General features: G+C 72.9%; 8 protein-coding genes. 6 read left to right on the top strand and 2 right to left on the bottom strand.

The window, feature by feature from the left end:
* Positions 1-46 precede the first annotated feature (46 nt).
* From QCD66_RS12805 to QCD66_RS12785, 5 genes are all read left to right on the top strand, one after another.
* Positions 47-1,513: an aldehyde dehydrogenase (NADP(+)) gene (locus QCD66_RS12805; protein ID WP_375733427.1), complete on the top strand. Its 1,467-nt coding sequence runs from the start codon at positions 47-49 to the stop codon at positions 1,511-1,513.
* A 124-nt stretch (positions 1,514-1,637) separates the two neighbouring features.
* On the top strand, positions 1,638-2,528 hold the full coding sequence (locus QCD66_RS12800) for a dihydrodipicolinate synthase family protein (protein WP_357534690.1): 891 nt from the start codon (positions 1,638-1,640) through the stop codon (positions 2,526-2,528).
* A 22-nt stretch (positions 2,529-2,550) separates the two neighbouring features.
* Entirely contained in the window at positions 2,551-3,552 is a 1,002-nt protein-coding gene (locus QCD66_RS12795; RefSeq protein ID WP_375733428.1) for a 4-hydroxyproline epimerase, read from the top strand.
* A 94-nt stretch (positions 3,553-3,646) separates the two neighbouring features.
* Positions 3,647-4,303 (top strand): GntR family transcriptional regulator, encoded by a 657-nt coding sequence (locus QCD66_RS12790; RefSeq protein ID WP_407567136.1) that lies wholly within the window; start codon positions 3,647-3,649, stop codon positions 4,301-4,303.
* A 131-nt stretch (positions 4,304-4,434) separates the two neighbouring features.
* Positions 4,435-5,649 carry an amidohydrolase family protein gene (locus tag QCD66_RS12785; RefSeq protein ID WP_357534686.1) on the top strand — a complete coding sequence of 405 codons (1,215 nt, stop codon included), beginning with the start codon at positions 4,435-4,437 and terminating at the stop codon, positions 5,647-5,649.
* Positions 5,650-5,801: 152 nt separating this feature from the next.
* Here the strand turns inward: QCD66_RS12785 and QCD66_RS12780 are convergent, their stop codons facing one another.
* Positions 5,802-7,814, bottom strand: coding sequence for a peptidase M6 (locus QCD66_RS12780; protein ID WP_407567135.1), 2,013 nt, complete (start codon positions 7,812-7,814; stop codon positions 5,802-5,804).
* Positions 7,815-8,243: 429 nt separating this feature from the next.
* On the opposite strand from QCD66_RS12780, the gene QCD66_RS12775 reads away from it, so the two are divergent.
* Complete coding sequence (locus tag QCD66_RS12775) at positions 8,244-8,891, top strand: hemerythrin domain-containing protein (protein ID WP_375733431.1); 648 nt, start codon at positions 8,244-8,246, stop codon at positions 8,889-8,891.
* Here the strand turns inward: QCD66_RS12775 and QCD66_RS12770 are convergent.
* Complete coding sequence (locus tag QCD66_RS12770; protein WP_375733432.1) at positions 8,878-12,198, bottom strand: BTAD domain-containing putative transcriptional regulator; 3,321 nt, start codon at positions 12,196-12,198, stop codon at positions 8,878-8,880. The two genes, QCD66_RS12775 and QCD66_RS12770, sit on opposite strands and share 14 nt — an antisense overlap.
* Positions 12,199-12,204: the final 6 nt, after the last annotated feature.

Below are 12,204 nucleotides of genomic sequence, written 5' to 3'. Positions count from 1 at the left end.
GGCCGAATGTCAGGCACTGATCCTGACCCGGCCCGAAATCTCCCACTTGGCCGTCACCACCGAGAGGACCGCCATGCCTGACGTCGACCGCACCGTCCGCGCCGCCGACGACGCCTTCGAGGCGTGGGAACGGCACGGCCGCACCGGCCGGGCCGAGGTGCTCGACGCGATCGCCGACCGCCTCGAGGCCGCCCGGGCCGACCTCGTCCCCGTCGCCGAGCGGGAGACCGGCCTGGCCACCGCCCGGCTCGAAGGCGAGGTGGGACGGGCCGCCTACCAGTTCCGGCTGTTCGGCACCGTGCTGCGCGAGGGCTCGTACGTCGAGGCGACCATCGACCCGGCCGGTGACACTCCCCTGGGCCGCCGCCCCGACCTGCGCCGGATGCTGATCCCGCTCGGACCGGTCGGTGTCTTCGGCGCCAGCAACTTCCCGTTCGCGTTCAGCGTCGCCGGCGGCGACACCGCCTCCGCCCTGGCCGCCGGCTGCCCGGTCGTGGTCAAGGCCCACCCGTCGCACCCGGAGACCAGCCGCCGGTCGTACGAGGTCATCCGCGCCGCGGTCGAGTCGGCCGGGCTGCCCGCCGGGGTGATCGGCCTCGTCGAGGGCCACCAGGCCGGCGTCGACCTGGTCAACCACCCGGACGTCACCGCGGTCGGCTTCACCGGCTCGATCGCCGGCGGCCGGGCCCTGGCCGACCTCGCCGCCGCCCGCCCCCGGCCGATCCCCTTCTACGGCGAACTCGGCAGCCTCAACCCGCTCGTCGTCTCGCCCGGCGCCGCGGCCGCCGACCCGACCGGCATCGCCACCGGCTACGTCACCTCGGTCACCGGCAGCCTCGGCCAGCTCTGCACCAAGCCGGGCCTGCTCTTCGTGCCCGCCGGCCCGGACGGCGACAAGCTGCGCGCGGCGGTCGCCGACGCCATCGCCACCACCGGCCCCGGCCGCCCGCTGAACAGCGCGATCAAGGACGCGTACGTCCGCGAGACCGGCCGGCGCCGTGACGACGCCCGGCTGACCCTGCTGGGCGAGGGCGCGACCGCCGGACCCGACGAGGCCAGCCCGGCACTGTTCACCGTCGCCGCCGCCGACCTCACCGGGGACCTGCTGGAGGAGTGCTTCGGCCCCACCGCCCTGGTGATCGGCTACGACAACGTCGACGAGCTGGTCGACGCGCTGCGCCGGCTCGACGGGCAACTGACCGCCACCCTCCACGTCACCGCCGACGAGACGGCGCTGCGCGACCGGCTGCACGACGTGGTGCGCCGCCGCGCCGGCCGGCTGCTCTTCGGCGGCTTCCCCACCGGCCTCGCGGTCGCCTGGGCGACCCACCACGGTGGACCGTACCCCTCGACCACCCTGAGTGGACACACCTCGGTCGGTGCCACCGCGATCCGGCGCTGGCTGCGGCCGGTCAGCTACCAGGACGCGCCGGCGGACCTCCTGCCGGCCGAGCTGCGCGACGGAAACCCGACCGGCATCCCGCGCCGGATCGACGGGACACTGACCATTTGAGACACGGCGGCACGGCCGGCCCACCCGGGCCGACCGGCCGCCGGGGCGGGCCCGGCCCGCCGTACGACGAACGTCGGCGACGAGGCCGACGGCACATGACACCATTGCACCGAAGGAGACGAGCGTGGAAGACCGGAAGCCCTGGCACGGCGTCCTCGTGGCGACGCCGACCCCGCTGCGTGCCGACCTGACGGTCGACTACGACAGCTACGCCGAGCACGTGAAATGGCTGGCCGACAACGGCTGCCACGGGGTGTGCCCGAACGGGTCCCTGGGTGAATACCAGGTCCTCACCGACGAGGAGCGGGCGCGGATGGTCCAGGTGGCGGTCGAGGCCGCGCCGGAGGGCTTCACCGTCATGCCCGGCGTCGGCGCGTACGGCGCCCGCGAGGCCCGCGCCTGGGCCGAGCAGGCCGCCGAGGCCGGTGCGCAGGTGGTGATGGCGCTGCCGCCGAACTCCTACCGGGGCGACGACCGGGCGGTGATCGAGCACTACCGCGAGGTGGCCAAGGCCGGGCTGCCGGTGTCGGCGTACAACAACCCGCTCGACACGAAGATCGACCTGCGGCCGGAACTGCTCGCCGAGCTGTACAACGAGGGCCTCATCGTCGGCGTCAAGGAGTTCACCGGCGAGGCCCGGCGGGCCTACCAGATCACCGAACTGGCGCCCGGCCTCGACGTGCTGATCGGCTCCGACGACTCGGTGCTCGAGGTGGGGCTGGCCGGGGCCAAGGGCTGGGTCTCCGGCTACCCGAGCGCCTTCCCGCGCGCCTGCGTCGAGCTGTACGAGGCGACGCTGCGGCACGACCTGTCGGTGGCCCTGCCGCTCTACCGCGACCTGCACGCGTTGCTGCGGTGGGACTTCCACACCGAGTTCGTCCAGGCGATCAAGCTGTCCATGGACGTCGTCGGCCGGTACGGTGGCCCGTGCCGCCCGCCGCGCCAGCCGCTGCTGCCCCGTGACGAGGCGGAGATCCGCGAGCTCACCGAGCGGGCCGCCGCCAAGTACGCCTGACACGGCGGGGAAAGAGGTTCCGATGCGGTCGAAGCGGGTGTTCCACGCGGTGGACTCCCACACCGAGGGGATGCCGACCAGGGTCGTCACCGGCGGCGTGGGCACCCTGCCCGGCGCCACGATGTTCGAGCGCCGCCAGTGGTTCCTGGCCAACGCCGACAACATCAGGAAGCTGCTGATGTTCGAGCCGCGTGGGCACTCGGCGATGAGCGGCGCGATCCTCCAGCCGCCGACGCGGCCGGACGCCGACTGGGGCGTGCTCTACATCGAGGTCTCCGGGTGCCTGCCGATGTGCGGGCACGGCACGATCGGGGTGGCGACCGTACTGGTGGAGACCGGCATGGTGGAGGTGACCGAGCCGGTCACCACGATCCGGCTCGACACCCCGGCCGGGCTCGTCGTGGCCGAGGTCGCCACCACCGACGGCGTCGCCGAGTCGGTGACGATCCGCAACGTGCCGTCGTACACCGACCGCCTGGACGCTCAGGTCACCGTGCCGGGCTTCGGCACGGTGACCTACGACCTGGCGTACGGCGGGAACTTCTACGCGATCCTGGAAGCCGAGCAGTTGGGGCTGAAGGTCGATCCGGCGCAGCAGCAGGAACTGCTCACCGCCGGACTGGCCATCATGGATGCCATCAACGAGCAGGACCGGCCGGTCCACCCGGAGAACGCCGAGATCAACGTCTGCCACCACGTGCAGCTGGTCGCCGCCGGTTCGACCGCCCGGCACTCCCGGCACGCCATGGCGATCCACCCGGGCTGGTTCGACCGGTCGCCTTGTGGCACCGGCACGTCGGCCCGGATGGCACAGTTGCACTCGCGTGGTGAACTGGGTCCCGGCGACGAATTCGTCAACCAGTCGCTGATCGGAAGCCGGTTCATCGGCCGGATCATCGGCGAGACGACGGTGGCCGACCGTCCCGCGATCCTGCCCACCGTCACCGGCCGGGCCTGGCTCACCGGAACCGCGCAGTACTTCCTCGACCCGAGGGACCCCTTCCCGGAGGGTTTCCTTCTCTAGGATTGGCAACCAGCGGTCCCGCGGGCTCTCCGGCCCGGCACGCATGCCGCACGACGACTAGCGAGAGACGACACAGATGGCCGACTCCTCAAAGTTGACTCTTCCGACCTTCGCCCGGCGGATGAGCCTGCGCGAGAAAGTGGCCGACGCGCTTCGGGGTGCGATCGTGTCGGGCGAGATGAAGCCGGGCGAGCTGTATTCGGCGCCCGACCTGGCCGAGCGGTTCGGGGTCTCGGCGACCCCGGTCCGCGAGGCCATGCTCGATCTCGTCAAGCAGGGGCTGGTCAATCCGGTACGGAACAAGGGCTTCCAGGTGACGGCGGTGTCCGAGGCCGACCTCGACCACATCACCCGGATCCGGGAGCTGCTCGAACCGCCGGCGGCCGGCGAGGCGTGCGGGCACATCACCCCGGAGCTGCTGACGACGTTGCAGTCGCTGGCCGGCGACATCGTCGCGGCGGCGGCCGAGGGCGACCTGATCCGGTACATCGGGGCCGACCACGAGTTCCACCGGCGCCTGCTGGGCGCCGGTGGCAACCACCGGCTGGTCCGGATCGTGGAGGACCTGCGGTCGCAGAGCCGCCTCTACGGGCTGGCCAGCCTGGCCGAAGCCGGACAACTGGTCCGTAACGCTCTCGAACACGTCCAGATGTGCGACCTGATCCAGGCCGGCAAGGCCAGCGATCTGGAAGACCTGATGCGCACGCACATCGGCCGCGTCCGCCGCGAGTGGGCCGGCCGCCCCTCCTAAGTCCCCCCGCTTTTCCCCCTCCCCCCTTCTCCTCTCCCCCACCCCTCTCCGTTCCGCGATCTTGCAGTTATCTCCCCCTTTTGCGCACTTTGTCGGGCGACAAGTGCAAGATCGCGGGGAAAGGATGCCGCATGGCGTCCACCGTTCTGATCAACGCCCGGGTCCTCGACGTGACCACGGGCGACTACCGCAGCGGCAGCCGCGTCGTCCTCACCGACGGCCGGATCACCGAGATCGGCCCGAACGCCACCGCCGAGGGCGCCGAGACGATCGACGTCGGCGACCGGGTCGTCATGCCCGGCCTCCTCGACGCCCACTTCCACCCGATGATCGCCTCGATGCACATCGGCTCGCTGCTCGACTGGCCGATGACGCTGCTCTCCCAGTACGCCCGGCGGGCCCTGGAGGACGCGCTGGCCCGGGGCTTCACCACCGTACGGGACCCCTGCGGCAGCGACCGCGGCCTGGCCCGGGCGGTCGAACTCGGCCTGATCCGCGGCCCCCGCATGTTCGTCTCCGGCCGCGCGCTGTCGCAGACCGGCGGGCACGGCGACGAGTGGCCGTCGGACATCGGCTGCCCCGGTCACCACCACAGCCCGTTCTCCCGCATCGCCGACGGCGTCGACGAGGTCCGCAAGGCGGCCCGCGACGAACTCAAGCGCGGCGCCGACCACATCAAGATCATGGCGTCCGGCGGCATCTCGTCCCCGACCGACGAGATCTGGACCCTGCAGTACACCGAGGCGGAGATGGCCGCCGCCGTCGAGGAGGCCCGGGCCCGGCGGGCGTACGTGCTCGCCCACGCCTACACGGCCGACTCGGTGGCCCGCGCCGTACGCGCCGGGGTCCGCTCGATCGAGCACGGCAACCTCATCGACGCCGACACCGCCGCCCTGATGGCGCAGCACCGGACGTTCCTGGTGCCGACGCTGGTCGCGTACGAGAAGATCTTCGAACTCGGTGAAGAGCTGGGCATGCCGGAGAACCAGCGGCGCAAGGTCGTCGACGTCATCGACGCCGGCCTCGACGCGGTCAACCTGGCCGCCGACGCCGGCGTACGGATCGGGTTCGGCACCGACCTGCTCGGCCCGGCCCAGGTGCACCAGAGCCGGGAGTTCGGCATCCGGGCCAAGGCGCAGGAGCCGATCGACGTCATCCGGTCGGCCACCGTCGTCAACGCCGACCTGTTCGGCATCGCCGACCGGGTGGGGCTGGTCGAGCCCGGCTTCGACGCCGACCTGATCGTCGTCGACGGCGACCCGCTCGCCGACGCGGCCGTGCTGTCGCACCCGGAGACGGTGCGCCTGGTGATGCGCGCGGGCGAGGTCATGGCCGGCGGGCTGTAGACCGGACGGCGGCCGGCCGCGCGCCGGTCGCGTGGTGATCGTCTGCGGTTCAGGCGCCGCGCCGACGGCGTGTCGGCCGCCCGAACCGCAAGACGATCAACGAAAGGGCGCCCCGGTGGAACCGGGGGCGCCCTTCGTGGTGCTGGTGGTGCCTACTTCTCGACGCGGCAGTTCGCCGTCGCCTTCTTGGTCGGGTCGCTCTCCGAGGTGGCGGTGAGCTTCACGACGCCGGCCGACACCGCGGCGTCGGTGGCGCCCACCCAGACCTTGGTCTTGACCGTCTTGCCGAACTTCGCCGTGACGACCTCGGTCGGCATGTCGACCCGCCAGCCCTTGCCGATGACCTGGGCCGAGAGCCGGTAGACGTCCGACTGCAGGTAGGCGCTGACGTTCTCCGGGTGCGCCTGGCCGCCGGCGACGTACGTGCCGGTGTTGGTCACCTCGAAGGTGCAGGTCGCGCCCCGCTTGGTCGGGTTGCCCGCGACGGTGGCGTTCTTGCCGACCTTCACGCCGCGCACGCTGTTGCCGGCGCCGTCGAGCGAGCGGACCGCCAGGGTGTACGTCAGCACGCCGTCCGCGTCGGTCTTCTTGTTGATGACGTAGAAGTGCAGCCGGTTGGCCTGGTCGACGTACTCGTACTCGCTGCCGGAGTTGGTGCCGGCCTTGAACAGCGCGTCGTTGAGCTGCCGGTAGTCGGCGATCGTCCGCTTGACCGGGGTGCCGTCCGGCTTGTAGTAGTCGACCATGTTGATGTCCTGCGGGTTCGCGTCGACCACCCAGGTGAAGCAGGTGTAGCCGCAGGTGTTGCTCTCGGCCGTCTTGTTCTTCGCGATCATGACGCCGTTGTCCGGCGTGAACGAGTCGGAACCGATCCGCTGGATGGTCTCCAGCGTGTAGTGGTCGTACACCGACTGGCCGGCGCACAGCGGGTCGGCGTTCATGTCACAGGCCGGGGTGTTGTCCCGGTTCATGCTGATCCGTACGCCCTGGACGTCCTTCGCGCCGGGCACCGCGGTGCGGGCCTTGACGTCGATGACCGCGACACCGGTCGTGGCCAGCGCCTCCCGGGAGAGCCGGACGACCTGGTCCTCGTCGATGTGGCCCAGCTTCAGCTTGCTGCGCAGGGTCTGCCCGGCCGGCATCGCCGCGCCCTGGGCCGCCGGCACCACCCACCGGGCGTGCGGGCCGCCCGGACCGTTGAACGAACCGCGGTCCATCTGGTCCCACGGACCCGAGCCGACCCGCCGGTACGGCGTGACGTACGGGTTGTTGTTGTTGTCGGCGATGCCGAACGTGTGCGCGATCTCGTGCGTGATCGTGCCGGAGCTCTCACCCTGGCGCATGCTCGACGAGCCCCACTGCTGGGAGCCGGCCTTCCACGAGGTCCACGGCACGTAGCGGCTGACGACCCAGTTCGGCAGGTTGGGGTCCGGCGGGCCCCACGCGTCCGGGACGTCCTCCTTGTTCTGGAACATCATCTCGCCGAACTCCTGCCACACCGACGTCTCGTCGTAGCCGGCGTAGATGCGCAGGACCAGGTCGAACTGCGAGCGGATGTCCGCACCGGCGTCGGCGCGCCACAGCGCGTCGGCGTCGGTCTCGAACCGGCCGTTGCAGGTGAAGCCCGACGGGCAGCCGGACTGGTTCTGGCCGATGTCGTTGAGGCCGTACTCGAACTGGTTGCGCGGCATCCGGTACGGCCCGAACGGCGTGAACTCCACGCCGACCCGGCCACCGGTCTGCTCCATCCAGTACTTGTTGACGGTGTGCCCACGGTTGATCTCGTTCGGGGTGCCCCAGAAGTCCGTGTAGAACTGCGGAACGTCCTCGCGCGCGACCGGGTTGATCTGCGGGTTGCGGAACGCGTCGCTGCCGCGCCGCTGGGTGATGACGAACGGCTGGTCGGCGTAGTCGACGGCGACCAGGGCGATCTTCAGCTTGCGCTGGGTCGGCTCCCGGCTCGGGTCGCCCCAGTCGATACCCGGGACGGGCTGGTAGTCGTCCCAGGTCATGTCGTCCTGGTCCTGCCAGTTCTGCGGGTCGATCGCCGAGAACGGCCCGCCGCCCGACGTGTCGGCCTGCGCCGGCCCGGCGGTGAGACCCGCGAGCATGACCGCCGCGGCCGCGGCGGCGACCGCGGTGAACGCCTTTCTGTGCCGGAACATCGGCCCTCTGGATCTATTCGCCATCAACAGCACCTTCCTGATACTGGACACACCGAACGCGGGCGGCGGGGGTCGACGCCGGGACGGCTGGTTCGGCCGGCGGACCGTCGTACGGGCGACGGGTCGGCCGTACGGGGGCACGACCGGCGGGCCACCGAAGGCCCGCTTCGATCACGAACGGTAGGGAACGGGCGAGCGGCAGGTCTTCGGACAAGTGCCGAAAGCCCGCCCGCGCGTGGAGAACTTCTGTCGAGATCCGCTTCGATACCGTCCGGCGACCGACCGAATGCCGTACCGCGACGGCCGTACCGTCCGACAGATGAACGAACCCGGCCGGGCCACCGTCCACAAGTCCGCACCAAGCACCGGTTAAGTCGGCCACCGGACCGTAGGGGTGACCCGAGACCGTACGACACCCGGAGCAAGCCCATGACCGCCGACCGCCCGAACCTGGTCGCCTTCCGGATCGTCCACCGCGCCATGCGCGGGGACGCCCGCCGCCTCGCCGACACCGTCGAACGCGTCGCCCGCGGCGCGAGCCCGTGCGACGCCGCCCGCGCGCGGGCCATCGCCGGATACGTCGACACGCTGTGCGACGGCATCCACCACCACCACGCCAACGAGGACCGGCTGCTGTGGCCGGTGCTGGAACGCAGCGCCGGCGCCGAGGTCGACCTGACCGCCCTCTCCGACGACCACTCCCACCTCGACCCGCTGCTCGACCAGGTGCGGGCCGGGGCGCGGGCGCTGGCCGCGGCACCGGGCGACCGGGCGGCGGCCGGCCGGCTCGCCACCCTGCTCGGCACGCTGCGCGACCTGCTCGACGAGCACATCGAGGACGAGGAACGGACGATCTTCCCGATCATCGACCGGTACGTGTCCGGCGCCGACTGGCGCGCCGTCGAGGACCAGATCCGCAAGGGCTCCCAGATCCGGTTCGACCTGCCCCGGATGGAACGCTTCGCGGCCCCGGACGAACTCGCCGAGCTGTACCGGATGGCCGGCCCGGGTCTGCGGATCATGGTCGCGCTGGTGCGCCCCGGCTACCGCCGCCGGGAACGGCTCATCTTCGGCTGACCGGGGCGATCGCGGCCGCGGCGGTGGCGGCCTGCTCGGCCCAGTGGTCGGCGCCGAGCCGGGTCGCCAGCTCACCGGCCGCCGCGAAGTGCTCGGCCGCCCGCTCCGGCCGGCCGAGCAGCACCGCCAGCTCGCCGAGGGCGTGGTCGACGGGCCCACCGGTGACCGAGCCGCTGGACAGCCCGGCCAGCCGGCCGGCCCACGGCAGCAGCGCGGTGTAGCAGTCGTCGGCGACGGCCCGGTCCGCGAAGGCGACCGCCACCTGTGCCCGGAGCCCCGTCCAGAGCAGCCAGTAGTAGTCCTCGCGTACCGGCAGGTCCGGACGCCACACCGCGCGGGCCTCGGCGGGCCGACCGGCGGCGAGCAGCGCGCCGGCCATCAGGTCGTGGGTGTACTGGGGGACCTGGGCGTACAGGGGCGCCAGCTCCGGCAGCGACTGCTCGACCCGGCCGGCGGCGAGCCGGGTGAAGTACCGCGCCGCCACGCCGACCGCGAGGGCGTTCGGTACGCCGGCCCGGTCGAGCCGTTCGGCGGTCTCGGTGAAGCCGCGTTCGGCCTCGTCGAACTCGCCGGCGACCAGCGCCCGCAGCGCGTCGAACAGCGACATCACGGCGAGCGTCGGGCCGAGCTGGCCGAGGGTGGAGGAGCGGATCGCCTGGTCGACGTGCCGGCCGGCGGCGGCCAGTTCGCAGTTGTCCAGCGCGACCTGGAACAGGATGTGGTGCGCCTGGGACTCGTAGCCGGGCAGGCCGGCGGCACGGGCGACCTCGAGCAGTTCGGCACCGAGCGCCGGCAGCCGGTGGAACCGGCGGGGCGCCAGGTCGACGAAGTACCGCGCGTTCAGCGCGACGCACAGCGCCGCCAGATCGCCGACCGCCCGCGCCAGCCGCAGGGCCTCCGTCGACGCCTGGTCGGCCCGGTCCGGGTCGTCGCCCTCGATCTCGAAGACCAGGGCGCTCAACAGTCGGCTACGTAGCACGTCGGATCGGGCGGGCAGGGCCGCCAGGGTCCGCTCGATGGTGGCCACGAGTTCGACGTCGACCGCGCGGGCTTCGCGGATCGTCCAGGTCACCGGGGCGTCCATGGCCACCAGGGCCCGGGCGGTGACGACGGGGTCGGCCAGTGGGCGCGCCGCCGCCACCGCCCGCTGCCGGGTGGCGCGGGCCCCCCGCGAGTCGGCGCACCGGGACTGCGCGGACGCCAACCCGCACAACAGGTCGACCCGGGTCGCCGGGTCCGCGTCGGCGACCTGGTCCAGCGCGGCCAGTGCCCCGGTCCACAGCTCCGCCGCCTCGAGGTGGGCGTTGATGCCGGCGGCCCGCCGCGCGGCCCCGGCGGCATACCCGACGGCCCGGTCCACGGCCGTGGGCCCGGCGGCGAGCGCGTGGTACGCGAGCGCGGCCAGGTCGTCCGGCCGCTGTTGCTCCAATGTAGACAGCACCCGGCCGTGCATCCGGGTCCGCCTCAACCGGGGCGTGTCCTCGTAGAGCGCGTCCCGGATCAACGCGTGCGTGAACCGCACCCGGCCCGGCGCCGGCTCGACCAGCAGCCCGGTCAGCACGCCCGCCTCCAGGCCGTCGAACACCGTGTCCTCGCCGGCCGGGTCGGCCGCCAGCAACACGTCCACGTCGACGTCCCGACCGATCACGGCCGCGCCACGCAGCACCGTCACCGCACTCGCCGGCAGCCGCGAGATCCGCCGCCGCAGCACGTTACGGATGCCCGACGGGATCACCTGCACGGCGGCGGCCGGCCCCTCGGCGACGATCAGCCGGGCGGTCTCGCAGACGAACAACGGATTGCCGCCGGTGCGCTCGGTCACCGCCCGTACCGTTTCCGGGTCGACGGCGGCACCGACGTAGCGGCGCAGCAGCCGGCCGACGGACGCCTCGTCCAGGCCCCCGAGGTCCAGCACGTCGGACCGTGGCCCGGCCAGCGCCGCCAGCGTGGCATCAAGGTCGGCGTGGAACTCCGCCGGCCGGTAGGTGCCGACCACCAGCATCGGAACAGCCGTCCGCTCGGCGGCGACCATCCGTAGCACCTGCAGCGTCTCGCAGTCGGCCCGGTGCACGTCGTCGAGCAGCACCAGCAGCGGTCCCTTCGCCGCGACCTCGGCCAGGTAGGCACCGACGGCACGGGCCAGCCAGAACTGGCCACCGCCCGGCGGACCGTCGCCCAGCAGCGGCGCCAGCCGGTCGGCCAGCCGGTCGCCGATCGGATGGCGCCGGCTCAGCCCCCGCACCACCTCGCTCCACGCCCACGCCGGCGGGGCGCCGCCCTCCACCTCGGGGCACCGCCCGACGGCCACCTGCCAGCCGCGGTCGCGGAGCCGGTCACCGACCGCCTCGACCAGCGCGGTCTTGCCCGCCCCCGCCTCGCCGCCCACCCACCGGACCCGTAACCCGCCGGTGGCGGCCTGGTCGCCGGCCGCCAGCAACGCGGCCAACTCGACGTCCCGCCCGTCAAGTTCCCCGACCGTACGGCCGACCGGCACACCGCCCCGGGTCGGCGGCTCGGCCGGTGGCAGGGCCGGTGCCGGCCCGGCCAGATGCGGTGCCTGCGCCAAGACGTCGGTCTCCAGGGCGCGTAGCGCCGGGCCGGGTTCCACCCCCAACTCGTCGACGAGCCGCTGCCGGGTGCGGCGCAGCACCGCGAGCGCGTCGCCCTGCCGGCCCGCCCGGTACAGGGCCAGGGCCAGCAGCCGGACCCCCTCCTCGCGCAGCGGGTGCTCCTGGACGTGCGCGTCGAGGGCCGGCACGACCTGCAGGTGCCGTCCCCGGTCCAGCGCCGCCTGCGCGCGCAACTCGACCGCGCCGGCCCGCAACTCGTCGAGCCGGTTCGCCTCGCCGGCCGCCCACGGGTCGTCGACGAACTCGGCGTACGCCGGTCCGGTCCACAGCCCGAGCGCGGCGTCGACCAGTTCCTCGACCCGGTCCGGCCGGTGCTCGGCCCGGGCCTGGCCGGCGTCGGCGAGCAGGGATTCGAACCGCCAGGCGTCGACGTCGTCCGGTTCGAGACGCAGCGCGTAGCCGGGGGCGACGCTGACCAGGACGCCGGCCGGGGTACGTGGCGGCCGGTCCGGTTCCAGCAGCCGCCGCAGGTGCGACACGTAGACCTGGAGCGCGGCGAGCGCCTTCGGCGGCGGCTCACCGCGCCACAGGTCGTCGATGAGCCGGTCGGTGGAGACGACGTGGCCGCCGGCCCGGACCAGCCGGGCCAGCACCGCCCGTTGCCGGGGACCTCCCGGATCCACCGCCGTCCCACCGACCGTCGCGTGTAGCGGGCCGAGCACTCCTACCCGCACCATGAGGCG

Origin of the sequence: Polymorphospora sp. A560, from assembly GCF_045781765.1 — a bacterium.
GTDB lineage: Bacteria > Actinomycetota > Actinomycetes > Mycobacteriales > Micromonosporaceae > Polymorphospora > Polymorphospora lycopeni.
Note: the sequence above shows the minus strand (reverse complement) of the source record. Positions and strands in the feature narration are given on the sequence as shown.

What these genes read in the sequence shown, in the direction of transcription:
- QCD66_RS12795 (WP_375733428.1), top strand. Translation starts at nt 2,551, where the DNA reads ATGCGGTCGAAGCGGGTGTTCCACGCGGTGGACTCCCACACCGAGGGG.
- QCD66_RS12785 (WP_357534686.1), top strand. Translation starts at nt 4,435, where the DNA reads ATGGCGTCCACCGTTCTGATCAACGCCCGGGTCCTCGACGTGACCACG.
- QCD66_RS12780 (WP_407567135.1), bottom strand. Translation starts at nt 7,814, where the DNA reads ATGTTCCGGCACAGAAAGGCGTTCACCGCGGTCGCCGCCGCGGCCGCG.
- QCD66_RS12775 (WP_375733431.1), top strand. Translation starts at nt 8,244, where the DNA reads ATGACCGCCGACCGCCCGAACCTGGTCGCCTTCCGGATCGTCCACCGC.
- QCD66_RS12770 (WP_375733432.1), bottom strand. Translation starts at nt 12,198, where the DNA reads ATGGTGCGGGTAGGAGTGCTCGGCCCGCTACACGCGACGGTCGGTGGG.